Here is a 20,309-nt window from a genome sequence, read left to right as displayed (position 1 = left end):
CTGAAGAATGGAAAGCAAAAAAGACTTTCTCGTTGACCTTCAAGACACTGCGGCTGTTTTGGGTTCTGGCGGTTTAGCGGTTTTAGCAACCCCTCGACTAGTCGCAATGGTGGAAAACACCTGTTGGGAAGCACTTGAGCCTACTTTAGATAAAGGGTTTACCACCGTCGGTACAAAGTTTTCGATCGATCATTTGAAACCTTCACCAGTCGGAGCGACAATCACAGTTCTTATACAATGGGAAAAAGAACAAGGATTCCAGTTTGATTATCAGGTGACCGATGGGGCGCAACAACTCATTGCTAAAGGGACTCATCAACGAGCGGCGGTGGAAATCTCTCGGTTTATGAAAAAAGTCAACGAAAACCAAAGTTAATTTGTGTCCCAGTAGCGACTATGTGTTAGAATTAAAATGTATTATTAATAAAAAGGAGCGTTTTGTCATGGCTAGAGAAATGAAAGCTTTAAAATTTTATTTCCGTAATGGAGAAACATGGACGATCGAGCGCCGTTACATCGGTGACTTATGGATCAAACAAATCACGACCAGTTTTGGCCGTATCCACGGAAGCGAATTCGTTGAGATTCATCCATGTGCTGGGTTCAAAATTGAAATCTTTCAAGAAGGCGATCATGTGGCAACACATGACATCAACTTAGGCGGACTTGAATTAGGGATGTTTGCTCGTGCGTTGAAATATGAAGATATTGAACGGATGGAAATTCTTTACCGTAACGGTACACCGGATCTTGTTTATTTCCCATACAAGGACAAAGATACGGAAGGATTGGATAATGTATACCAATCAACAAAAATCAGTGAAAAAACGAAGAGTCTGTATATCGTGATCGACCCAAATCAAACGGTTGATGATGTTTATCAAGAACATTTCGAAGAATAAGAAAAACGCAGAACCAGTTGGTTCTGCGTTTTTTTTTAGAATGTTTCTTGGAACATATCCGTATACTTTTTTAATAAAAGATAATCTTCGGCATATTCATCCTTTAAAACGATTGTATCGCCAAAGAAACTCTTACGAGCATGTTGAATGATCCGATGCTGAATATCTTTTTCCAGAAGGTAATCGATCTCAGACTGTTTCAGGTTTTGTGCAGCAGTCGCCCGATTCTTTTCTAAATATTGCAGCAAATCGTACTCAAGGTGTCCCGCACCATTGATGACTCGTTTGTATTCGATTTTGTCAATTTTCATCTGCTCACACTCCTTGCTATTAAAGTACCTTAGAAAGAAGTAAAGGGGGAGATGGGGGCCTCGAAATTACATAAATCTTTAAAAAATGGATCGTTTGTTAATGTTATCTTAAGATTTGTCATCGAAAAGGAAAGAAAAACGAGTCAAGTGCCAGTATTTTTTGAACCATCAGCAAACGGTTCTTTTTCTTTTTGCTGATGGACAGGTCCTATGTTGGCGATCCCATCTAGACCACCAGCGTGACCACCGACTAATTTGCTGCGTGCAATGGCACGAGCGCCTTCCATTCGGCTTGTGGCATGAACGATCGAAGTGAAGCCGTATTTCTCACGAATCTTATCGATGATCAAATCTAATTTACGCTGGCGTAATTGCGTTTCTGCTTGCTCAAAAAGATCCAGCTGGACATTTTCTGTATAAACCAATTTTGAATAGGTGATACCGATGTGGCGAACGACTTGCCCGGTATAAAATTTTCGAAAGAGAAATAGGCAATGAGCAACAAGCTTACGTGTATTGTCAGTTGGCGGGATTTTCATTTGTCGGGAAAAGCCAGAGGCAGTTTCACCAAAGGCTACGCCGATGTAAACATTGATACAAGCGGTCTGACAATGATGGCGGCGAATTCGAGCGGCAACTTGCTCTGCCATTTCCTTGATGACGATCTCGATTTCTTCTTGTAAATAATAATTGCGATGTAGGACCTGACTATTGCCGTAGCTTTTTTCCATGACCTGCGGTGTCGGTTCGGCTAAAATGGTGCGGTCAATGCCGTGAGCGTGATGGTAGAGCTGCTCACCAATGATTCCCATGCGACTGCGCAAAAGATCAGGACTGGCATGAGCCAATTGTTCAATAGATTCAATCCCCATCAAGTGAAGTCGTTTTTCTGTGCGTCGACCGATTCCCCAAAACTCAGTCATGGGGCTGATTTGCCAAACTTTTGTCGGGACATCTTCGTAGGTCCATTCGGCAATCAAGGAACGGTTGTGTTTGGATTCGTTATCTAAAGCTAGTTTTGCTAACAAAGGATTGTCACCAATACCGATGGTGACATACAATTTCGTTGTTTCGTAAATGTCTTTTTGAATTTGCTGGGCAATCAGCCAACGTTTTTCTTCGCGAGAAATCGTGTTATCAGGAATGAAAAGATCCAGTGTACGGGTCAGATCCATCATCGTTTCGTCGATTGAATAGAGCAGCAAATCATCTTGTCCAACATATTTGCGAAAGACATCATTGACTTTGGTGTTTTCTTTGATATAAAAACTCATACGTGGCGATGCTTTGTACAAATCGGGATGCGTCGGCAGATTGTCATTGCGGGTCACATTTGAAATTCCTAAAGCCGATTTTGCCTTTGGGGAAGCCGCTAAGATTAAGCCGTTTCCAGTATTGTCAGAATGAGACATGACGACCAGCATCGCTTGGATAGGGTCTAAGCCGCGCGAGATGCATTCGACAGAAGCATAAAAACTTTTGACATCGATAAATAAGATATCGCGTTTTGGCTCGAGCGCATAATTAAAACCACCCATTTTTATCACTCCTTACCGAGATTATACGAACGTTTGTTCTTTTTTGTCAAGCGAACAGGAGCGGATGGGTGGATTTGTTTTTTTATAGAGAGATTATTTTTGGCTTATAATGATGGGAAACGTTGTTTTATAAGGGATACATTCATTTCAGGTTATCAGAATCCGATTGGACATAAAAACGTGATTTTGTCTTTTTACCCGAAGGTGTGATTAAAAAAACAGCCGATCCATTGGACCGACTGTCGTAGCTTAAATCAATTTTCGGCAGGTAGCATTGCAAACAAACTTAAGAGATTGCCGTCTATATCTTTGACGATGGCATAGCGTTGCCCCCAAAAGGCACACCAAGGTTCTTTGAAAGACTGATACCCGGCAGCTACGACTTTTGCATGAAGGGCATCAACCTCTTCAGGGGAATCACATAAAAAGGCTAATTCAATTGTGTCACCAACAGTCATTGGTGCATGTCCGTAGATCCCGGCAACCATCTGGCGGCTATTCAAAGAGATGCGAACCCCGTCGTTTGCTAATTCCATATAATCTTCTGAGTGCTGACCTAATGGCGTGAAGCCAAGTACTTGATAAAAAGCCAGTGCCTGTTCCATGTTTTTTGTGATAATACCAACCATATCTAGTTTCATTGTTTTCTTCCTTTCTTGTGGGAATTCTTTCCATAACAGTCAATGCAGTTGCTAGCAATGAAGATTACCTCGTTTCTGTCAGACGGTAATGGTGCAACCGTTCAGCCAACGTACCAGTATGTAGTTCAAACAAATGGTTGTCATCGTCGTAAAAGTAAATGGAAGCACCTTCGCCTTTGATACGAGAACGATCTTTTTCGATCTTCAATCCTAGTCCTTGGATGCGCGTAATCAAGGAATCGATTTGAGTTTGATCGATTTTAAAGGCAATATGGTTATACGTTTTCGGCAGCTTCTGGGAGGCATCCTCCATAACAGCAAGCCATAAGCCATCGATCAAAAAGAATTTTTCTGGGAAGTAAGAATGGGGCTGGTCTCGGCTATCATAAATTTCCTCTGCTTCAAACAATGTTTCCAGCATCGTTGTCGTCTTTGCTAAATTCTGTACGATCAACGTGATATGGGAAATCTCCATCGCATCAACACTCCTTCGTTATGACGAAATAGGGGAAAGAGAAACAATTAGTATCAAAATAAGCATTATGTTAGTGATTGTAAAATACCAATAGGAAGAGCAGAACATAAAACAGTGCATCAGTTGTGCAAGGAATAACTTTCTTCTTGTATTTTGTCCAAAAGAAGACATTTATTAAGAAGAGGATAATCACTGTCGGTAAGCTAAAGGTCCAAGCAGGGTGTTTAATGAAAATGAAAAGCATATTTCCAATAAGAGCAAAAAGAAAAGCGCCATAAAACAGACGATAGTTACTAGGTAGATACGTAAAATTGCCAAGCATGGGTTCACCTCCTATAGGCAGTATAGCTTGAAAGGATCGACTGGCACTCAAAGTATATTGAAAGGACAGCTAGAAGAAAAAGCTGGTTCATGTTCTATGTGCCGCCTTTGTTGAACATTAGTTTCTTTTTTACATTATACATTAAAATTTATTTATACGTCGCTTCAAAGAAAAAGTTGGCTCAAAAGTTCAAAGCAAATAAGTGAAAATAGGGGAGTGGTTGTGTAAAGAGGGAAATAAAAATGCAGCAGCTATCATTGCAAAATGTCTGAAAAAAAAGAAGTTCGCAAACGCCTTGGTTATCAGCGTTTGCGAACTTCTTAAATAGTATTATTTTGTTTCGCGGTGTAAAGTAACTTTTCTTTCACGTGGGCAATATTTTTTCTTTTCCAAACGATCAGGATTGTTACGTTTGTTTTTGTTTGATAAGTAGTTGCGTTCTTTACAAGAAGTGCACTCTAATGTGATGTTTACGCGCATGATTTTCCCCCCTAACGATACAAGAATCCTCTAAGAAATCTCTCAGACTAAAATATAATAGCATGTTTTGTGCGGGAATGCTAGCTTTTTCCTGAAATTTGTTAAGTAGTTTTACTTGACGAATTACTTGAAACGCATTAGTCCAATTTGCTCTGGATGTCTTCGATCATTTTGGTATAGGCGATAGGACCGTTGTAGAGCCAGCTTGATTCAGGACCGAATTCCCATAAATGATTGTTTTTGACTGCATCAAGATTTTGCCAGACTTGTTCGCTGAAAAAATCAGCGCCTTTATCACTATTCACTAAAATCAAGTAATCGGCATCCAATTCTGCCAATTTTTCCAGAGAAACGGCAGACCAGTCAGCAGTGGCACTTTCACTGATTTCTGAAACAAGCGAGGGAACTTCAAAACCGAGTTCGTGATACAGCAGTTGACCACTTGATTTTGTTTCTGAAACCATGAAGGCAGAATTATTGACCACCCATAAAACAGCGATCGACTTGCCTTGGATTTGATCAGCGTACGTTTCCTTGGTAGCAGCGACTAAGTCATCATAATCAGCTTCTACTTGGGCAGCTTGCTCTTCTTTGTGTAAGACCTTTGCGATATCTGTCAGACGTTCACGCCAGGTTACTTCCTCGCCATTTGTGACCACATAGGTCGGCGCGATCTTACTGTACTGATCATATTTGTCGCCTTCCACCATGGAATTGCTATCCATCAGCAGCAGGTCTGGCTCAAAGCTCAAGACATCTTCATAGGGCAGATCATAGTTGATTCTTGGCACATCTGCTAGTTTGTCTTGCAAGTATGCTTGATCACTGTCATTGCCGACTGTCCATTGAGCAACCGGGGTTACCCCTAAAGCGACCAAATAATCTTCCAAGTAACTACCGATCACCCGTTGTGGGTTTTCGGGAACAGTGACTTCATTTCCCATCGCATCGGTAAAGGTTGTTGCTATTTCTGAAGAAGTAGTGGCTGATCCACTGCTATCCGTTGAGTCATTATTCGTACCGCAAGCACCCAGTAGAGTAAGGGAGCAGGCTGCTAGCAGGGTAAGCCAAGTACTTCTTTTTGACCATTGTTTCATAGAAAAACTTCCTCCTTTGTTAAAAGATGAGCACTTATCATTTTAATTGAGAATAATTCTCATTTGCTGATTGCTATTATTACGGAGAAACGCTGATTTGTCAATCTTATTTTTTTATTTCCTTTTTTTAGAACTATTGACGAATAGTAGGATTACATTCATAATTGATAAGCATTATCAATCAATTATTTTGGGGACGAATATGGCGAAATTACGAACAGTTGACTTGAGTGTCGGCTATCAAAAACAAAAAATTGTGCAAAATCTAACAATTGAGATTCCAGAAGGGAAAATCATCGGCTTGATTGGTCCGAACGGCAGTGGAAAATCGACATTTTTAAAGGCACTCGCCCGAATTTTACAGCCTTTGTCTGGTGAGGTCCTATTAGATACACAAAACCTCCAGAACATCAAAACCAAAGAAGTGGCTAAAAAGATTGCGCTGCTTTCACAAGTTAGCGACTCATCGATTGGCTTGACGATTCGCGAAATTGTTTCTTACGGTCGTTTTCCCTATCAAAAAGGACTGAATAGTCTATCGGAACAAGATCTTGCAGCGATCGACTGGTCTTTGCAGGCAACTGGTTTGACGGCACTGGCAGAAGAAGTGATCAGTACGCTGTCAGGGGGACAAAAGCAGCGCGTTTGGATCGCCATGGCACTGGCGCAAGATACGGATATCGTGATTTTAGATGAACCAACAACCTTTTTAGATCCTGCGCATCAATTAGAAATTTTGCTCTTATTACAGCAAATCAATAAAACCTATGGGAAAACGATCATTATGTCGATTCATGACCTGAATCATGCGTCACGTTTTTCTGATTATATTTACGCATTAAAAGGTGGAGAGCTTTTGGTTTCCGGTACACCGGAAACGGTGCTGACCAAAGAATGGCTGCAGCGTTTGTTTGAGATCGATGCCGTGTTAGGTACCTTTCCTAATAGTACAAAGCCGCTGGTCTTGACCTATGAGTTAGGAGCGCAGATATGAAAAAGTTTCCTTGGCTGCTGCTGCTTTTTAGTGGCTGCTTTATTATCTGTTTCTTTTTAGCGATCACTCAAGGAGCAGCGGACCTTTCTTTTGAAACGATCTGGGATGCCGTCTTTGCTTTTGATTATGAGAATCAGCTGCATCAAGTCTTGCGCAATATTCGGTTGCCACGTGTTTTGGCTGCTTTTCTAGTAGGAAGTTGTTTTGCTGTTACAGGAGCCATCATGCAGGGGATTACGAGAAATCCCTTGGCAGATGGTGGTCTTTTAGGTGTCAATAGTGGGGCTGCCTTGGGACTAGCGATCGCATTTATCCTCTTTCCTAGTGTGCAACCGAGTCAAGCGGCGCTGTTTTCCTTTTTTGGTGCGTTTGCGGCAACTGGGCTGCTTTTTTTACTGACCAGATACGCCAAACTAGGCATGTCGCCCACGGGACTGATTTTGGCTGGTGTGGCATTAAGTTCTTTTTTCTCAGCCATTAGTCAAACTCTGTCATTGCAATTTGATTTAAACCAAGAGATAGCCTTTTGGTTTATCGGTGGTGCGGCGAATGTGACTTGGCAGCAACTGCGTTTTGTGGGCCCCATCTATCTGATCGCCATCGTTTTTGTGCTACGGCTAGGAAAAGCCCTCAATCTGTTAGCACTAGGAGATGACACCGTCATTTCATTAGGCAAGCACCCGCATCTGATTCGGGCATCTGCCTTACTGTTAGTCGTAGTTTTGGCGGGAATGGCGGTTTCGCTTGTAGGACCGGTCAGCTTTGTCGGCTTAATGGTTCCTCATGTCGTGCGGGGGATGGTGGGCAAAAACTATCAACTGATTTTGCCTTTGACGATCCTTGGAGGGGGAACACTGGTGATGGCCGCTGATCTGGCAGGTCGCTTGATCAATCCCCCTTTTGAGACACCCTTTGGGATACTGATGGCATTGATCGGTGTGCCTTTTCTATTGGTCAAGATACGGAGGGAAGACTGATGAAAAAAACACTCTTTGTTTTTTTTCTACTGGTGATGGCCGCTTTTTTAGGAAGTGTCATGGTGGGAAAAACAATCTTAACCTTTCAGACATTAGGGGCAATCTTTCAAGGTACGGCTTCTTCGAGTCAGGTACTGACGTTTACTGAGTTTCGACTACCACGGGCTTGTCTGGCGCTGATCGCCGGCGGTGCCTTTGGTTTTTCTGGTTTTGTCTTGCAGGGGGTGACGAGAAACGAGCTGGCTGATGCAAGTATCGTAGGAATCAACAATGGCGCGGGTCTCTTTGTAATGATCTACTTAGGGGTTTATACCCAAGGATCGCAGCTTTTACCTGTCGTTGGGATCTTCGGTGGCTTGTTGGCTGCTGTACTGGTCTATTTGATTGCCTATAAACACCGCCAATTGTTGTCGATGGAGCGAGTGCTGCTTGCGGGAATCGCCGTCAATGCAGGGTTGGCCGCGGCTACTTTACTTTTTACGGTGGAATTATCAAAAGACCGCTATCGCTTTGTAACAGCATGGCTTTCTGGATCTATCTGGGGAACCTCGTGGCAGCAAATTACCAGTCTGCTTCCTTGGGTCATCGTATTGTCTGTCGCAGCTTTCTGGACCGTACCTAAACTTAATCTGCTTGGTTTTGGTGAGGAACAGGCAATTAGCTTAGGGGTTTCTTTGACACGGTTGCGGACGTGGTTTTTAGTGATTGCGGTTGGTTTGGCTGCCAGTACGGTTGGCTATACCGGTAATTTAGCCTTTGTGGGCTTATTGGCGCCTCATATCGCCAAGGGACTCATCGGCAGAGAATCTCGCAGTGCCTTTTTCTTAGCGGGAATGATCGGCAGTCTGCTGGTCTTAGTAAGTGATACGATCGGTCGTTTACTATTGACAAGCGGTGAGATCCCAGCTGGTATCATCATTTCTATCGTGGGGGCACCGTACTTTGTCTTTTTACTGATCCGGCGTAAAGAAGGATGAGCAGATAGTCATGATCTTGCCAAGAAATCTGCGATTCTAGTTTGCTATTTGGACACAGTTTTTGGTACTATTTCTGAGAGGAGTGATCCAATGGAAAAACCAGTCATTAGAGAGCACATGATCCAAACATTAAAAAAAATGCCGAGCAAACAAAAGCAGCAGAAAGAAACGGTGATTTTGCAGTTGCTGTTTTCTTCTCAGATTTGGCAAACGGCTAAGTCAGTAGGAGTGATCCGTTCGTTGCCATTTGAATTTGATACAGCGGCTATTTTTGCTAAAGGATTTGAACAAAACAAACGAATCGCAGTGCCGAAAGCACAACAAAAAAAATTGCAGTTTTATCATGTGGAGCCGGCAACGCGTTATGAAACGTCGGCATTTGGGGTTGAAGAGCCGATCAGTGAGCAAGAAGCCCATCACTTGGATTTACTCATTGTTCCCGGCTTGGCTTTTTCGAAAAAAGGCTATCGCATCGGCTTTGGCGGCGGCTATTATGATCGTTTCTTGTCAGCTTTTGATGGCAAGACCGTTTCTTTGGTCTTCGGAGAACAATTCAACGATCAATGGACACCAGATGTATTCGACATTCCAATCGATAAAATCTATACGGATTCGCTTATTCGCACGTAAAGGAGCACGTCAATGAATTCTCAAATGAAAAGATGGCTGAATCAGCCGATCTTCACGTATCTATTTTTAGCTATCCAAACTATTGTGTTTATCTTGGGTTATTTTAGTCCCTCTATTCAATCAGGCGGGGTGATGTTTGGTCCGTTTGTCGTCTATTTAAATGAATATTGGCGTTTCGTTACCCCAATCTTTCTGCATTTCGGGTTGGCACATTTTGCAATCAACTCTGTGATTCTCTATTATATGGGGCAACAAGTAGAAGCCATCTATGGTCATAGCCGTTTTTTTGCCTTGTATTTACTAAGCGGCATCATGGGCAATACCATGAGTTTTGCTTTCAACCAAATAGGGGTTCAATCAGCAGGCGCTAGTACTTCATTATTCGGGCTTTTCGGGGCATTTTTGATTTTAGGTTGGCATTTTAGAAATGATTACCGCATCCAAGCAATGGTACGGCAATTTGCCCTATTCGTTGGATTGAACCTGGTTTTTGGGGTGTTTGATCAAACGATTGATATGTGGGGACACATTGGCGGGATCCTCGGTGGGTTATTGTTAGGGAATCTTTTGGCATTGCCAAAGAACTATGGAAAATATTCGATCCACACCAGAATCCTCTCTGGCGGACTCTTTGTTTTCTTATTGGCTATTTTTGTGATATATGGTTTTAAAAAATATTAATTACTTGTATAATAAGCAGGAAGTGGTTAAATGGAAACGTTATATGACGTACAACAATTACTGAAACAATTTGGTGTTTACGTATATGTCGGCAAGCGGATCTACGATATAGAACTGATGCAAATCGAGTTGAAAAACTTTTATGACAGTCGCTTGATAGATCGGGATGTATATCTGACTGCCCGGCGAATTCTTACGCGGGAGCATCGAATTGAAGAAAGCCGGGAGGAAAACAAGTGATGGACAAAAAAATCATCGGAATTGATTTAGGCGGAACAACTGTGAAATTCGCTATTTTAACGAGCGAAGGCGAGATTCAGCAAAAATGGAGTATTGACACCAATATTCTTGATGAAGGCTCACATATCGTGCCAGAAATCGTGGCATCGATCAATCATCGCCTAGAATTATATGGCTTACAGCCGGAAGCATTTATCGGTATTGGTATGGGGACACCAGGAAGTGTCGACCGTGACAAAGGAACCGTCATAGGTGCCTACAATCTGAACTGGAAAACACTTCAGCCAGTCAAAGAACTGATTGAAAAAGGCACAAAAATCCCATTTGCCATCGATAACGATGCCAATGTAGCAGCTTTAGGTGAGCGTTGGAAAGGGGCAGGGGATAACAATCCTGATGTCATCTTTATCACACTAGGTACAGGTGTTGGCGGCGGTATCATCATGGAAGGGCAATTGCTTCATGGGGTTGCTGGTTGTGCCGGAGAAATCGGTCATATCACTGTTGATCCTGAAGGGTTCGAATGTACTTGCGGCAAACGTGGTTGTTTAGAAACTGTTTCTAGTGCGACGGGTGTTGTGCGAGTTGCTCGACAGTTGGCAGAAGAATATGCTGGCGACTCGGCATTGAAACAACAGCTGGACAATGGGGAAGATGTTTCAAGTAAAGATATTTTTGAAGCGGCTCAAGCAAACGATCCATTTGGCTTGATGGTCGTTGATAAAGTGTGCTTCTACCTTGGGTTGGCATGCGGAAACCTAGGAAACACATTAAATCCATCAAGTATCGTTTTAGGTGGAGGCGTATCGGCAGCCGGTGAATTTTTACGTGAACGGGTTGCTGCCTACTTTGCTCAATTTACCTTCCCACAGGTAACGGAAAGTACTGAAATCAAATTGGCCGAACTTGGGAATGATGCCGGTGTGATTGGGGCAGCATCATTAGCTTTGCAGTTTGCAGCAAAAGCATAGATGACAAGCTGCTAGGCAATGATACATTAAAGCAGCATAAATCAAAAAAGAATGTTTGTTACAATAGAGAGGAATAGAAGAAATGACACCAATTATGTGGCTAAACTTGGTTTTGGCATTAATAATCTTAGCAATCGCTTTGAACTGGGCGTATTTTCAAATTATGGGACGCCGTTCAGCAACGATCATCTCAGAAGATGAATTTAAAGCAGGAATGAAGAAAGCCCAAGTGATCGACGTTCGGGAAAAAAATGAATTTGACAGTGGGCATATTTTAGGGGCGCGTAATATTCCCTTTACGGTTTTAACCAATTCCTTCAGCGCATTTCGTAGAGATCAACCAATCTACTTATATGACACGCGTAAATCGTTGAGTATTCGCGCAGCAAATAAATTACGTAAAGAAGGCTTTACCAATGTCTATATCCTAAAAGAAGGTTATGAAGGCTGGAGTGGCAAGACGAAAAAGAAAAATAGTTTATAAAAGAGAGAACTTAAGGCAAAAGAACACAAGCAAATTTGAATGAGCGACGAAACACCAAACGGAGTGTTTCAAGTAAGTCATTATTCAATTTACATTGTGGGCTTTTGCCTTTATTTATAGAACTTAGGTCTATCGATAAGGAGAGTGTGCGTTGATCAAGCGAAAAAGAATTTATGAAGTGGCGGAAACGACAGATGGCTATCGGGTATTGGTGGATCGCATCTGGCCTAGAGGAATGAAAAAGGAGGCAGCCCAGATCGATCTATGGCTCAAAGCAGTCGCACCAAGTACTGAATTGCGCAAATGGTTTGGGCATGATCCTGAACGTTTTGATGCGTTTAAAGGCTGCTATCTACAAGAATTAGAGAAAGCGCCAGCTAAAGATGCCTTGGCACGGTTAAAAGCGTTGGTTGCTGAACAACAGACCGTGACCTTACTTTACGGAGCGAAAAATGAAGAACAAAATCAAGCCGTGATTTTGCAGGACTTACTGGAGAAGGCAGAATGATTACCTAAAAGAGCCGCCAGCCTATTGAAGGCTGACGGCTCTTTTGTAGCAAATGATTAGCGGGCAACGCTTTTACGCATCGCGCGTTTCCGTTTTTCATCATGATCTGCTTGTTGTTCGTCAATTGGATCAATCACTTGTTTCTTGACCGTCATAACAACACTTGCAGCTGCAGCAACCGTTGCGACTGTTCCTACTAAAAATCCTGAAAGAAATCGTTTCATCATTAAACACCTCGCCTTTAGTTATAGGTTCATTATGAATGAAAACGGAAAAAATATCAAAAAAAATCACTTTTAGGATTGAAAACGCTTGAAATAATTTAGTAAATAATTTACAATAAGTTTACTAAAAAGAAAGTGGGAGTGAGAAAAATGGAGCAATTGCAACAGATATTTATTGATAAATTTGGAACAGCAGGCACAGGCATGTATTTTGCGCCAGGGAGAATCAACTTGATCGGTGAACACACAGATTACAATGGCGGTTATGTTTTCCCGGCGGCAATCACATTAGGGACGTATGCAGTAGCACGAAAACGTGAAGACCAGTTGATCCAACTCTATTCAGAGAATTTTCCAGAAAAAGGCGTGATCTCCTTTCAGTTAGATGAGCTAGATTACCGAAAAGAAGATGATTGGACAAACTATCCGAAAGGGGTCGTTCGTTTCCTAAAAGAAGCGGGGCAAGGGATCGATCGTGGCTTTGACATCGCTTTTTATGGCAACATTCCGAATGGCGCAGGTCTTTCTTCTTCTGCATCGATTGAATTGCTGACGGGGGTTTGTCTAAAAGATCTCTTTGATTTAACTTTGAAGACCTTGGACTTAGTTAAAATCGGCAAAAAAGTCGAAAATGAGTTTATTGGCGTTAACTCAGGGATCATGGATCAATTTGCGATCGGAATGGGTCAAAAAGACCATGCATTGCTTTTAGATACGAACACTTTAAATTATGAAGTCGTACCAGCGGCATTTGGTGATTATGTCGTAGCGATCATGAATACCAATAAGCGCCGCGAATTGGCTGATTCTAAATACAATGAACGACGTGCAGAATGTGAAGAAGCATTAGCTCGTTTGCAAAAATCATTAGCCGTTGATTCATTGGGTGCATTAGACGAAGCAACCTTTTTTGCAAATACAGCATTGATCGACGATCCACGCTTGATCAAACGGGCGAAACATGCAGTGACGGAAAACCAACGGACATTAAAAGCAAAAGCCGCTTTGACTGCTGGTGATCTTGAAGAATTCGGCCAGTTGTTAAATGCTTCGCATGCTTCATTGCGGGATGATTATGAAGTGACAGGGCGTGAACTAGATACATTAGTCGCAGCTGCTCAAGCGCATCCTGCTGTTTTAGGTGCGCGGATGACTGGTGCGGGCTTTGGCGGCTGCGGGATCGCATTGGTTAAAGCAAGTGAATGGGCTGATTTTGAAGCGTCCGTCAAAGCAACCTATTTAGCAGAAATCGGCTACGCAACCGACATTTATCAAGCAAGTATTGATGATGGTGCACGAAAACTGTAGAATAAGAAATGATTAAGGAATTTAGAAAGAAGGCTGAAAATATGGCGATTTTAGTATTAGGAGGAGCCGGCTATATCGGTTCTCATGCAGTCGATCAATTGATCGAACAAGGAAAACAAGTCGTTGTCATTGACAATTTGCTGACAGGACATCGCCAAGCGATCCATCCAGCAGCAACCTTTTATGAAGGGGATATTCGCGACAAAGCATTTTTACAATCGGTTTTTGAAAAAGAAACGATCGACGGCGTGATTCACTTTGCTGCCAGCTCTTTGGTGGGGGAATCCGTAGAAAAACCATTGAAATATTTCAACAATAATGTGTATGGGATGCAGGTCCTCTTAGAAGTGATGAAGGAACATCAAGTGAAACATATTGTCTTTTCTTCTACAGCAGCAACCTATGGGGAACCTGATCATAGTCCAATCACGGAAGAAACCCCAACAAATCCTAAAAATCCTTATGGCGAAAGCAAGTTGATCATGGAAAAAATGATGCGTTGGTGCGATGAAGCCTATGGTATGAAGTATGTCGCATTGCGTTATTTCAATGTGGCTGGCGCGAAGTCGGATGCTTCGATCGGTGAAGACCATGATCCAGAAACACACTTAGTACCGATCATCTTACAAGCTGCTTTAGGACAACGAAAAGAAGTCGCGATTTTTGGGGAGGATTACGATACTCCAGATGGGACTTGTGTTCGTGATTATGTCCATGTCGAAGATCTGATCGCTGCTCACCTGTTGGCATTAGAATATTTACAAAAAGGCAATGAGAGCAATGTCTTCAATTTAGGCAGCAATCATGGGTACTCTGTGAAAGAAATGGTGGAAGCGGCCCGCAATGTAACGAAAAAAGAGATCCCAGCCAGAGTGGCGCCTCGCCGTGCCGGTGATCCAAGTACCTTAGTGGCATCGAGTGAAAAAGCACGAAAGGTTTTAGGCTGGAAACCAGTCTATACCGACGTCGAAGCAATCATCGAGACTGCTTGGAATTGGCATGTCAGCCATCCAAATGGGTATCAAGGGCAGGAGGAATAACCAATGACGATCAGCCAAACAATCAGCGATTTCGTCACTTTAGCAATCAAGGCTGGCGGCTGGATGGAAATGGATCGTATTTATTTGCAAAACCGAGTACTAGCTATGATCGGGGAAGCTGTTTTTGAGCCCAGCGAAATTCGTTCTGTTGCTCGTTCCTCGATTGAAATGATGGACGAACTGGTGGCATGTGCATTGAGCAATCAGCAAATTGGCGATTCTCACGCAGAAAGAGAAATCTTTGAAGCCCAGTTGATGGACTTTTTGACGCCACCACCTTCAGTAGTCAATGCTTTTTTTGCGCAACATTATGCCAATGATCCTAAAGAAGCGACGGATTATTTCTTTGAGCTGTGCCGTCAAAATGATTACATCAAGACTCGGGCCATCGCTAAAAATATCGTCTTTCCTGTTGATACGGAGTATGGGGAGATCGAGATCACGATCAATTTATCAAAACCTGAAAAAGATCCGAAGCAAATTGCCCAAGAAGGTACCGCTGCTTCTGTAGATTATCCGAAATGTATGTTGTGTTTGGAAAATGAAGGCTACCAAGGAAGGGTCAATTACCCAGCGCGGACCAATCATCGGATCATTCGTATGAATTTGGATAATGAAGCGTGGGGCTTCCAATATTCTCCTTACGCCTATTACAATGAGCATTCGATTTTTCTTTCTTTAGACCATCGGCCTATGAAAATCAATTTGCAAACCTTCGCTCGCTTGTTGCAGATCATTGAAGTGATGCCGCATTATTTTGTCGGGTCCAATGCCGATCTGCCGATCGTTGGGGGTTCGATCTTGTCCCATGACCATTACCAAGGAGGGCGGCATACGTTTGCCATGGCAAAAGCGCCAATCGAACAACACTTTTCTTTGACTGGGTTTCCTGATGTAGCTGCGGGGATCGTGAAGTGGCCAATGTCGGTGATACGATTACAAGCGAAAAACAAACAAAAATTAGCCGCCGCTTGCCAATATGTGTTAGCCCAATGGCAACAGTACTCAGATCCAAGTGTTTCGATCCATGCTTTTTCAGAAGATGGGACGGCTCATCATACAGTGACACCGATCGCCCGCAAGCAAGGAGAGCTGTTTGAAATGGACTTAGTCTTGCGGGATAATAATGTTTCCAAAGAACATCCTGACGGCATTTTTCATCCACATCAAGAAGTGCAGCATATCAAAAAAGAAAATATCGGATTGATTGAAGTCATGGGTTTGGCAGTTCTCCCACCGCGTTTAGCTCCGGAACTAGAAGAAGTGACTGCTTATCTATTGGATCAGCCCAATCAGATCGCGGCTTACCATATACCGTGGGCAGATGCGATCAAAGCCCAGCACCCAGAATGCAATGCCGAAAACGTGTCGCAGATTTTGCGCAATGCATTAGGAGAAGTCTTTACACAAGTATTGACGCATGCAGGCGTCTTTAAACGAGACCAGACAGGGCAAGCGGCCTTTGCTCACTTTATAGCTACTTTATAAAAAAGTTCCCCGCAAAAAAAGGAGGCTGGAAGATGGCAACGATTAAAGATATTGCACAACAGGCTGGCGTCTCGCCAGCCACTGTATCACGGGTGCTGAATTACGATTCAGAATTATCGGTCAGCTCTGAAACCAAAGAGAAAATTTTTAAAGCCGCAGAAGCACTCAATTACACAAAACACAAAAAAAAGAGTCAGCCGGAAACCAGTAGTATACGCTTGATCCAATGGTTTGATACCGAGGAAGAATTAGCGGATCTTTACTACTTAGCCATCCGTATTGGGATTGAAAACAAAACCGAAGAATTAGGGATCCGTTTGCTGAAAGAACCCTATGAAGGATTGTCTGATACCGCCGTCGATGGAACGATCGCGCTAGGGAAATTCGATGATCACCAGATTCGTCAATTGAAAAAAAGCCAATCCAATTTGTTGATGGTCGATTTTGATGCATTGGCCCAGGGCGTCAATTCTCTGGTGGTGGACTTTCAACAAGCGGTCGATTTAGTGATCGATGACTTTATTGCAAAAGGCCACCAAAGGATCGGCTTGTTATCAGGCGTTGAGTTTACCAAGGACCATCACCAAGAAATCGAAGACCCTCGGCGCCGGATTTTTGAGGAACGGCTCCGTCGGTTGAAGTTGCACCACCCGCAATATCATCTCAACGCACCGTTTACAGTAGAGGGCGGTTATGAGGCGATGAAAGAGTATTTGCAGCAAAACAAAGAGTTGCCAAGTGCCTTATTTGCTTCCAGTGATGCCTTAGCGATTGGCGCTATGCGTGCTTTGCAAGAAAAAAACATCAAGATTCCTGAGGAGATCGCAATTATCGGCTTCAATGATGTCAGTGTCGCAAAGTACGTCTTTCCGACTCTGTCAACCATCAAAGTTCATACGGAATGGCTGGGGGAACTGGCAGTGACGACCTTGCTGGATATCATTACGAATGCGGCACCCGTTCCTCGCAAAGTTACGATCGCAACGGAGCTGATTACGCGCCAATCTTCTTAGCAACCAGTTGAATCACCGAAGGATGTCGTTACACACGTCAACTGAGTTTTAATGGATTAAAAAAAAAATGAATATCGCCTTACCCGAACCTTTAAACAGCCTCGCTGGTTTGCAACTGCAGCCGTGCTTGCTTTTTTCAAAGGTTCGGGTATTGTTGTCCTATTGCTTTTTTTCTAAACGCAGGCATCTTTTTGGAGACTTGGTTGGGCATTTGATTAGAATATGGTAGAATATGAGAGAGTTTTTTGAATGGGGAGAAGATAGATGAAAACATTAGCGATTGATACCTCAAACCAGACACTGGCGGTTGCGGTGGTCGATGGTCAAGAAGTGTTGGGACAAAGCCAGACGATGGCGATCAAAAACCACAGCACAGCATTGATGCCTGCCATTGATGGATTGATGCAGGCGGTGGGGATGGCCCCTAAAGAGCTGGAGCAAATCGTTGTTGCGAAAGGTCCTGGTTCGTATACAGGTTTGCGAATCGGCGTCACAACAGCAAAAACGCTGGCGCAAACATTGAACATCCCGCTGATTGGTGTTTCTAGTTTGAAAGCAGTCGCTGCCAATTGTGTGGGCGTATCGCAAGTGATCGTGCCGTTGTTTGACGCTCGCCGTCAAAATGTCTACGCAGGTGCCTACCAATGGCATAATGGGACCTTAGAAAAAAGGATCAAAGACCAGCATATCTCACTGTCTGAATTATTGACCCAGCTAAAAGCAGTCGATGGTCAAGAAGTGCTATTTGTCGGCGCCGATACCATCAAATTTAAAGACATGATTGAGGCGGAACTGCCGACAGCCCATATCAATCAAGTGTCGTTATGGAATTACCCGAATGGCGTTGTTTTAGCTGCTCTTGCGAAAGAAGAAGCGCCGGTCGCTTCGATCCATGGTTTTGTACCAGACTATTTAAAATTAGTTGAAGCCGAAGAAAAATGGTTAGCCTCGCATGAACCGGGAGTGGATGCCTATGTTGAAAAAATTTAAAACGATGACGGGAAAGCTGGCTCTTTTCCGTCAGATTCAATACCCAGAGCGTAAAAAAGAGATACGAGGGGAAACGTACGTTGTTCGTGAATTAGTCGGAGATGACATTAAAGAGCTGCTGCAGGTGGAGCGTCTCGTGTATGCTGGGGAACTGCCTTGGACCAAGAGCGCCTTTTTGTCAGAACTTTATTCACGGGTCAAACATCTTTATTTGGGCATCTTGCATAATGAGCGGATGATTGGGTTTATCGGGGTGCGGATTTTAGGCGCTGATGCCCATATCACCAATATTGCGATCATTCCTGATTATCAAGGAAAAGGGATCGGTTCTTTCTTGCTAGGAGAAATCGAACGTTATGCAAGGAAAAACAAATGCGACCGTTTGACATTAGAAGTGCGCCTGGGCAATCGTGATGCGCAACGTTTGTATCGGACCCTCGGGTTTGTTTCACAGGCGATCAAAACGGCGTACTACACCGAAGGCAATGAAGACGCATTGGATATGGTGAAATTTTTAAATGACTAACGAACAAGCAGATCAAACGATCCCGACACCGCAAATGCTCTGGTCATTGGCGGATCAGAGCTATCCCTTTGGCTCGCCTTGGAATCTGCAGCAATTTCAGCAAGATTTGCAAAACAGCAACAGTCGCTATTTGTTTCGTTATGGAAAAACCAACCAAGAGCTGATTGGGTTTCTCTGTTTTCAGCAAGTGCTGGATGAAGCAGAGCTGTTTAATGTAGCGGTTTTACCAGCATATCAAGGGCATGGTTTGGCGAAAGAATTGTTGAAACAAATGGAATCGCTCGTGGAACAAACCGATGGTCGGCGGATCTATCTTGAAGTACGTGTGTCGAATTTACAAGCACAGGCCCTTTATTTGCGCATGGGCTATACGGTCATCGGTCGTAGAAAAAAATATTACAGTCATCCTGAAGAGGATGCGTTGATTATGGAAAAGAAAGTAGGCGGAAAAAAATCAAATGAATGAATTGATTTTAGCCATTGAAAGCAGTTGTGATGAAACCAGTGTGGCAGTGATTAAAAACGGCGACACCATTTTAAGTAACATTGTTGCTTCGCAGATCAAGAGCCACCAGCGCTTCGGCGGTGTCGTACCAGAAGTCGCTAGTCGTCACCATGTCGAACAGATTACTTTGTGCATCGACGAAGCATTGACCCAAGCCAACACACAACCAGAAGAATTATCAGCCGTGGCTGTCACCTATGGTCCAGGGTTGGTTGGGGCACTGTTGATTGGGCTTTCTGCAGCGAAAGCCTTTGCGTGGGCCCACAGCTTACCGCTGATTCCGGTCAATCACATGGCAGGACATATTTATGCAGCTCGCCTAGTGAAGCCATTGGTTTTTCCTTTAATGGCATTATTGGTCAGCGGCGGCCACACCGAATTGGTGTATATGGCAGAAGATGGCTCTTTTGAGATCATCGGAGAAACGAGAGATGATGCCGCTGGTGAAGCCTATGACAAAGTTGGTCGAGTTCTCGGTTTGCCTTATCCTAGTGGGAAAGAAATTGATCGCCTTGCACATCTAGGTAGTGATACGTATCACTTTCCTCGAGCAATGATGCAAGAAGATAATTTTGATTTTAGTTTCAGTGGCTTGAAGAGTTCCTTTATCAACTTTGTGCATAATGCACAGCAAAGAGAGGAAGCATTGTCAGTAGAAAATCTAGCAGCCAGTTTTCAAGCCAGCGTAGTCGAAGTATTGGTTCACAAAACAGTGCGGGCATGCCAAGCCTATCCGGTAAAACAACTGATCGTCGCTGGCGGGGTCGCCGCGAATCAAGGCTTGCGTGACGCTTTACAAAAAGCAATGCAGGAATTGCCGGAGGTAGAACTGTTGATTCCACCGTTGCGCCTTTGCGGAGATAATGCGGCCATGATTGGTGCCTATGCCCATGTTGCGTTGAAAAAGCAGCACCTAGCAGACCTTTCATTGAATGCTGATCCAAGTGTCAGCTTTGCCCATAGGATTTCTTAAGATGATTGCACCTA

The 20,309-nt window shown here is 43.4% G+C and carries 27 protein-coding genes; 19 read left to right on the top strand and 8 right to left on the bottom strand.

Annotated features, from left to right (window positions below):
• The first annotated feature begins 7 nt into the window (after window positions 1–7).
• Complete coding sequence (locus IGI88_RS01205; protein ID WP_008381059.1) at window positions 8–376, top strand: thioesterase family protein; 369 nt, start codon at window positions 8–10, stop codon at window positions 374–376.
• Between the two features lie 67 nt (window positions 377–443).
• Entirely contained in the window at window positions 444–902 is a 459-nt protein-coding gene (locus IGI88_RS01200; RefSeq protein WP_008381061.1) for a hypothetical protein, read from the top strand.
• Between the two features lie 35 nt (window positions 903–937).
• Here IGI88_RS01200 and IGI88_RS01195 read toward each other — a convergent pair whose 3' ends face one another.
• The 7 genes from IGI88_RS01195 to IGI88_RS01165 all read right to left on the bottom strand — a co-directional run bounded on the left by IGI88_RS01195 (window position 938) and on the right by IGI88_RS01165 (window position 5,766).
• Complete coding sequence (locus tag IGI88_RS01195; RefSeq protein WP_008381063.1) at window positions 938–1,213, bottom strand: hypothetical protein; 276 nt, start codon at window positions 1,211–1,213, stop codon at window positions 938–940.
• A gap of 143 nt (window positions 1,214–1,356) precedes the next feature.
• On the bottom strand, window positions 1,357–2,751 hold the full coding sequence (locus tag IGI88_RS01190) for a Y-family DNA polymerase (protein WP_016613094.1): 1,395 nt from the start codon (window positions 2,749–2,751) through the stop codon (window positions 1,357–1,359).
• 254 nt (window positions 2,752–3,005) lie between these two features.
• The gene (locus IGI88_RS01185) at window positions 3,006–3,392 is read right to left on the bottom strand and encodes a VOC family protein (RefSeq protein ID WP_061053912.1); all 387 of its coding nucleotides are present in this window, start codon (window positions 3,390–3,392) and stop codon (window positions 3,006–3,008) included.
• Window positions 3,393–3,456: 64 nt separating this feature from the next.
• The gene (gene fosX, locus IGI88_RS01180) at window positions 3,457–3,867 is read right to left on the bottom strand and encodes a FosX/FosE/FosI family fosfomycin resistance hydrolase (protein ID WP_008381069.1); all 411 of its coding nucleotides are present in this window, start codon (window positions 3,865–3,867) and stop codon (window positions 3,457–3,459) included.
• A gap of 70 nt (window positions 3,868–3,937) precedes the next feature.
• Window positions 3,938–4,189, bottom strand: a complete 252-nt coding sequence (locus tag IGI88_RS01175; protein WP_005237045.1) for a hypothetical protein — start codon at window positions 4,187–4,189, stop codon at window positions 3,938–3,940.
• A 330-nt stretch (window positions 4,190–4,519) separates the two neighbouring features.
• On the bottom strand, window positions 4,520–4,669 hold the full coding sequence (gene rpmG / locus IGI88_RS01170) for a 50S ribosomal protein L33 (RefSeq protein ID WP_005229384.1): 150 nt from the start codon (window positions 4,667–4,669) through the stop codon (window positions 4,520–4,522).
• Between the two features lie 137 nt (window positions 4,670–4,806).
• On the bottom strand, window positions 4,807–5,766 hold the full coding sequence (locus IGI88_RS01165; protein WP_429960117.1) for an ABC transporter substrate-binding protein: 960 nt from the start codon (window positions 5,764–5,766) through the stop codon (window positions 4,807–4,809).
• Window positions 5,767–5,968: 202 nt separating this feature from the next.
• On the opposite strand from IGI88_RS01165, the gene IGI88_RS01160 reads away from it, so the two are divergent.
• The 9 genes from IGI88_RS01160 (at window position 5,969) to IGI88_RS01120 (ending at window position 12,228) form a co-directional block, all read left to right on the top strand.
• Window positions 5,969–6,760, top strand: a complete 792-nt coding sequence (locus tag IGI88_RS01160) for an ABC transporter ATP-binding protein (protein ID WP_061053916.1) — start codon at window positions 5,969–5,971, stop codon at window positions 6,758–6,760.
• Window positions 6,757–7,737: a FecCD family ABC transporter permease gene (locus tag IGI88_RS01155; RefSeq protein ID WP_086332200.1), complete on the top strand. Its 981-nt coding sequence runs from the start codon at window positions 6,757–6,759 to the stop codon at window positions 7,735–7,737. Before IGI88_RS01160 ends, IGI88_RS01155 begins: the two co-directional genes overlap by 4 nt.
• Window positions 7,737–8,714: a FecCD family ABC transporter permease gene (locus tag IGI88_RS01150; protein ID WP_016621237.1), complete on the top strand. Its 978-nt coding sequence runs from the start codon at window positions 7,737–7,739 to the stop codon at window positions 8,712–8,714. Before IGI88_RS01155 ends, IGI88_RS01150 begins: the two co-directional genes overlap by 1 nt.
• Window positions 8,715–8,804: 90 nt before the next feature.
• Window positions 8,805–9,344, top strand: a complete 540-nt coding sequence (locus IGI88_RS01145) for a 5-formyltetrahydrofolate cyclo-ligase (RefSeq protein ID WP_086299630.1) — start codon at window positions 8,805–8,807, stop codon at window positions 9,342–9,344.
• Window positions 9,345–9,356: 12 nt separating this feature from the next.
• Entirely contained in the window at window positions 9,357–10,025 is a 669-nt protein-coding gene (locus tag IGI88_RS01140) for a rhomboid family intramembrane serine protease (RefSeq protein ID WP_005237037.1), read from the top strand.
• A gap of 30 nt (window positions 10,026–10,055) precedes the next feature.
• Window positions 10,056–10,265: a YqgQ family protein gene (locus tag IGI88_RS01135; protein WP_005229394.1), complete on the top strand. Its 210-nt coding sequence runs from the start codon at window positions 10,056–10,058 to the stop codon at window positions 10,263–10,265.
• A complete protein-coding gene (locus tag IGI88_RS01130) occupies window positions 10,265–11,236 on the top strand; it encodes an ROK family glucokinase (RefSeq protein WP_005229395.1) in 972 nt (323 codons plus the stop codon). Before IGI88_RS01135 ends, IGI88_RS01130 begins: the two co-directional genes overlap by 1 nt.
• 82 nt (window positions 11,237–11,318) lie before the next feature.
• Window positions 11,319–11,720, top strand: coding sequence for a rhodanese-like domain-containing protein (locus IGI88_RS01125; protein WP_005237036.1), 402 nt, complete (start codon window positions 11,319–11,321; stop codon window positions 11,718–11,720).
• A gap of 151 nt (window positions 11,721–11,871) precedes the next feature.
• Entirely contained in the window at window positions 11,872–12,228 is a 357-nt protein-coding gene (locus tag IGI88_RS01120) for a DUF488 domain-containing protein (RefSeq protein WP_005237034.1), read from the top strand.
• Window positions 12,229–12,284: 56 nt separating this feature from the next.
• On the opposite strand, the gene IGI88_RS01115 is transcribed toward IGI88_RS01120, so the two are convergent.
• Entirely contained in the window at window positions 12,285–12,452 is a 168-nt protein-coding gene (locus IGI88_RS01115) for a DUF3042 family protein (protein WP_017144401.1), read from the bottom strand.
• 150 nt (window positions 12,453–12,602) lie between these two features.
• Here IGI88_RS01115 and IGI88_RS01110 point away from each other — a divergent pair, with 150 nt between their 5' ends.
• The 8 genes from IGI88_RS01110 (at window position 12,603) to tsaD (ending at window position 20,295) form a co-directional block, all read left to right on the top strand.
• Window positions 12,603–13,760 carry a galactokinase gene (locus IGI88_RS01110; RefSeq protein ID WP_008381089.1) on the top strand — a complete coding sequence of 386 codons (1,158 nt, stop codon included), beginning with the start codon at window positions 12,603–12,605 and terminating at the stop codon, window positions 13,758–13,760.
• 41 nt (window positions 13,761–13,801) lie between these two features.
• The gene (gene galE, locus IGI88_RS01105) at window positions 13,802–14,800 is read left to right on the top strand and encodes a UDP-glucose 4-epimerase GalE (RefSeq protein ID WP_034878687.1); all 999 of its coding nucleotides are present in this window, start codon (window positions 13,802–13,804) and stop codon (window positions 14,798–14,800) included.
• A 3-nt stretch (window positions 14,801–14,803) separates the two neighbouring features.
• A complete protein-coding gene (galT, locus tag IGI88_RS01100) occupies window positions 14,804–16,288 on the top strand; it encodes a UDP-glucose--hexose-1-phosphate uridylyltransferase (protein WP_301389635.1) in 1,485 nt (494 codons plus the stop codon).
• 32 nt (window positions 16,289–16,320) lie between these two features.
• Window positions 16,321–17,301: a LacI family DNA-binding transcriptional regulator gene (locus tag IGI88_RS01095; RefSeq protein WP_194188057.1), complete on the top strand. Its 981-nt coding sequence runs from the start codon at window positions 16,321–16,323 to the stop codon at window positions 17,299–17,301.
• 264 nt (window positions 17,302–17,565) lie between these two features.
• Window positions 17,566–18,291: a tRNA (adenosine(37)-N6)-threonylcarbamoyltransferase complex dimerization subunit type 1 TsaB gene (tsaB, locus tag IGI88_RS01090; RefSeq protein ID WP_194188056.1), complete on the top strand. Its 726-nt coding sequence runs from the start codon at window positions 17,566–17,568 to the stop codon at window positions 18,289–18,291.
• A complete protein-coding gene (gene rimI, locus IGI88_RS01085; RefSeq protein WP_005237007.1) occupies window positions 18,275–18,817 on the top strand; it encodes a ribosomal protein S18-alanine N-acetyltransferase in 543 nt (180 codons plus the stop codon). Before tsaB ends, rimI (IGI88_RS01085) begins: the two co-directional genes overlap by 17 nt.
• Window positions 18,810–19,283, top strand: coding sequence for a ribosomal protein S18-alanine N-acetyltransferase (rimI, locus tag IGI88_RS01080; protein ID WP_016613163.1), 474 nt, complete (start codon window positions 18,810–18,812; stop codon window positions 19,281–19,283). The genes rimI (IGI88_RS01085) and rimI (IGI88_RS01080) overlap by 8 nt, the downstream gene beginning before the upstream one ends.
• On the top strand, window positions 19,276–20,295 hold the full coding sequence (tsaD, locus tag IGI88_RS01075; RefSeq protein WP_016621244.1) for a tRNA (adenosine(37)-N6)-threonylcarbamoyltransferase complex transferase subunit TsaD: 1,020 nt from the start codon (window positions 19,276–19,278) through the stop codon (window positions 20,293–20,295). The genes rimI (IGI88_RS01080) and tsaD overlap by 8 nt, the downstream gene beginning before the upstream one ends.
• Window positions 20,296–20,309: the final 14 nt, after the last annotated feature.

The sequence above is a fragment of the Enterococcus sp. AZ179 genome (assembly GCF_050498885.1).
Classification (GTDB): Bacteria; Bacillota; Bacilli; order Lactobacillales; family Enterococcaceae; genus Enterococcus_D; species Enterococcus_D entomosocium.
Note: the sequence above shows the minus strand (reverse complement) of the source record. Positions and strands in the feature narration are given on the sequence as shown.

Excerpts from the sequence above, each read along its gene's own strand:
- IGI88_RS01205 (WP_008381059.1), top strand. The coding sequence starts at position 8 with ATGGAAAGCAAAAAAGACTTTCTCGTTGACCTTCAAGACACTGCGGCT.
- IGI88_RS01200 (WP_008381061.1), top strand. The coding sequence starts at position 444 with ATGGCTAGAGAAATGAAAGCTTTAAAATTTTATTTCCGTAATGGAGAA.
- IGI88_RS01195 (WP_008381063.1), bottom strand. The coding sequence starts at position 1,213 with ATGAAAATTGACAAAATCGAATACAAACGAGTCATCAATGGTGCGGGA.
- IGI88_RS01190 (WP_016613094.1), bottom strand. The coding sequence starts at position 2,751 with ATGGGTGGTTTTAATTATGCGCTCGAGCCAAAACGCGATATCTTATTT.
- IGI88_RS01185 (WP_061053912.1), bottom strand. The coding sequence starts at position 3,392 with ATGAAACTAGATATGGTTGGTATTATCACAAAAAACATGGAACAGGCA.
- fosX (WP_008381069.1), bottom strand. The coding sequence starts at position 3,867 with ATGGAGATTTCCCATATCACGTTGATCGTACAGAATTTAGCAAAGACG.
- IGI88_RS01175 (WP_005237045.1), bottom strand. The coding sequence starts at position 4,189 with ATGCTTGGCAATTTTACGTATCTACCTAGTAACTATCGTCTGTTTTAT.
- rpmG (WP_005229384.1), bottom strand. The coding sequence starts at position 4,669 with ATGCGCGTAAACATCACATTAGAGTGCACTTCTTGTAAAGAACGCAAC.
- IGI88_RS01165 (WP_429960117.1), bottom strand. The coding sequence starts at position 5,766 with ATGAAACAATGGTCAAAAAGAAGTACTTGGCTTACCCTGCTAGCAGCC.
- IGI88_RS01160 (WP_061053916.1), top strand. The coding sequence starts at position 5,969 with ATGGCGAAATTACGAACAGTTGACTTGAGTGTCGGCTATCAAAAACAA.
- IGI88_RS01155 (WP_086332200.1), top strand. The coding sequence starts at position 6,757 with ATGAAAAAGTTTCCTTGGCTGCTGCTGCTTTTTAGTGGCTGCTTTATT.
- IGI88_RS01150 (WP_016621237.1), top strand. The coding sequence starts at position 7,737 with ATGAAAAAAACACTCTTTGTTTTTTTTCTACTGGTGATGGCCGCTTTT.
- IGI88_RS01145 (WP_086299630.1), top strand. The coding sequence starts at position 8,805 with ATGGAAAAACCAGTCATTAGAGAGCACATGATCCAAACATTAAAAAAA.
- IGI88_RS01140 (WP_005237037.1), top strand. The coding sequence starts at position 9,357 with ATGAATTCTCAAATGAAAAGATGGCTGAATCAGCCGATCTTCACGTAT.
- IGI88_RS01135 (WP_005229394.1), top strand. The coding sequence starts at position 10,056 with ATGGAAACGTTATATGACGTACAACAATTACTGAAACAATTTGGTGTT.
- IGI88_RS01130 (WP_005229395.1), top strand. The coding sequence starts at position 10,265 with ATGGACAAAAAAATCATCGGAATTGATTTAGGCGGAACAACTGTGAAA.
- IGI88_RS01125 (WP_005237036.1), top strand. The coding sequence starts at position 11,319 with ATGACACCAATTATGTGGCTAAACTTGGTTTTGGCATTAATAATCTTA.
- IGI88_RS01115 (WP_017144401.1), bottom strand. The coding sequence starts at position 12,452 with ATGAAACGATTTCTTTCAGGATTTTTAGTAGGAACAGTCGCAACGGTT.
- IGI88_RS01110 (WP_008381089.1), top strand. The coding sequence starts at position 12,603 with ATGGAGCAATTGCAACAGATATTTATTGATAAATTTGGAACAGCAGGC.
- galE (WP_034878687.1), top strand. The coding sequence starts at position 13,802 with ATGGCGATTTTAGTATTAGGAGGAGCCGGCTATATCGGTTCTCATGCA.
- galT (WP_301389635.1), top strand. The coding sequence starts at position 14,804 with ATGACGATCAGCCAAACAATCAGCGATTTCGTCACTTTAGCAATCAAG.
- IGI88_RS01095 (WP_194188057.1), top strand. The coding sequence starts at position 16,321 with ATGGCAACGATTAAAGATATTGCACAACAGGCTGGCGTCTCGCCAGCC.
- tsaB (WP_194188056.1), top strand. The coding sequence starts at position 17,566 with ATGAAAACATTAGCGATTGATACCTCAAACCAGACACTGGCGGTTGCG.
- rimI (WP_005237007.1), top strand. The coding sequence starts at position 18,275 with ATGTTGAAAAAATTTAAAACGATGACGGGAAAGCTGGCTCTTTTCCGT.
- rimI (WP_016613163.1), top strand. The coding sequence starts at position 18,810 with ATGACTAACGAACAAGCAGATCAAACGATCCCGACACCGCAAATGCTC.
- tsaD (WP_016621244.1), top strand. The coding sequence starts at position 19,276 with ATGAATGAATTGATTTTAGCCATTGAAAGCAGTTGTGATGAAACCAGT.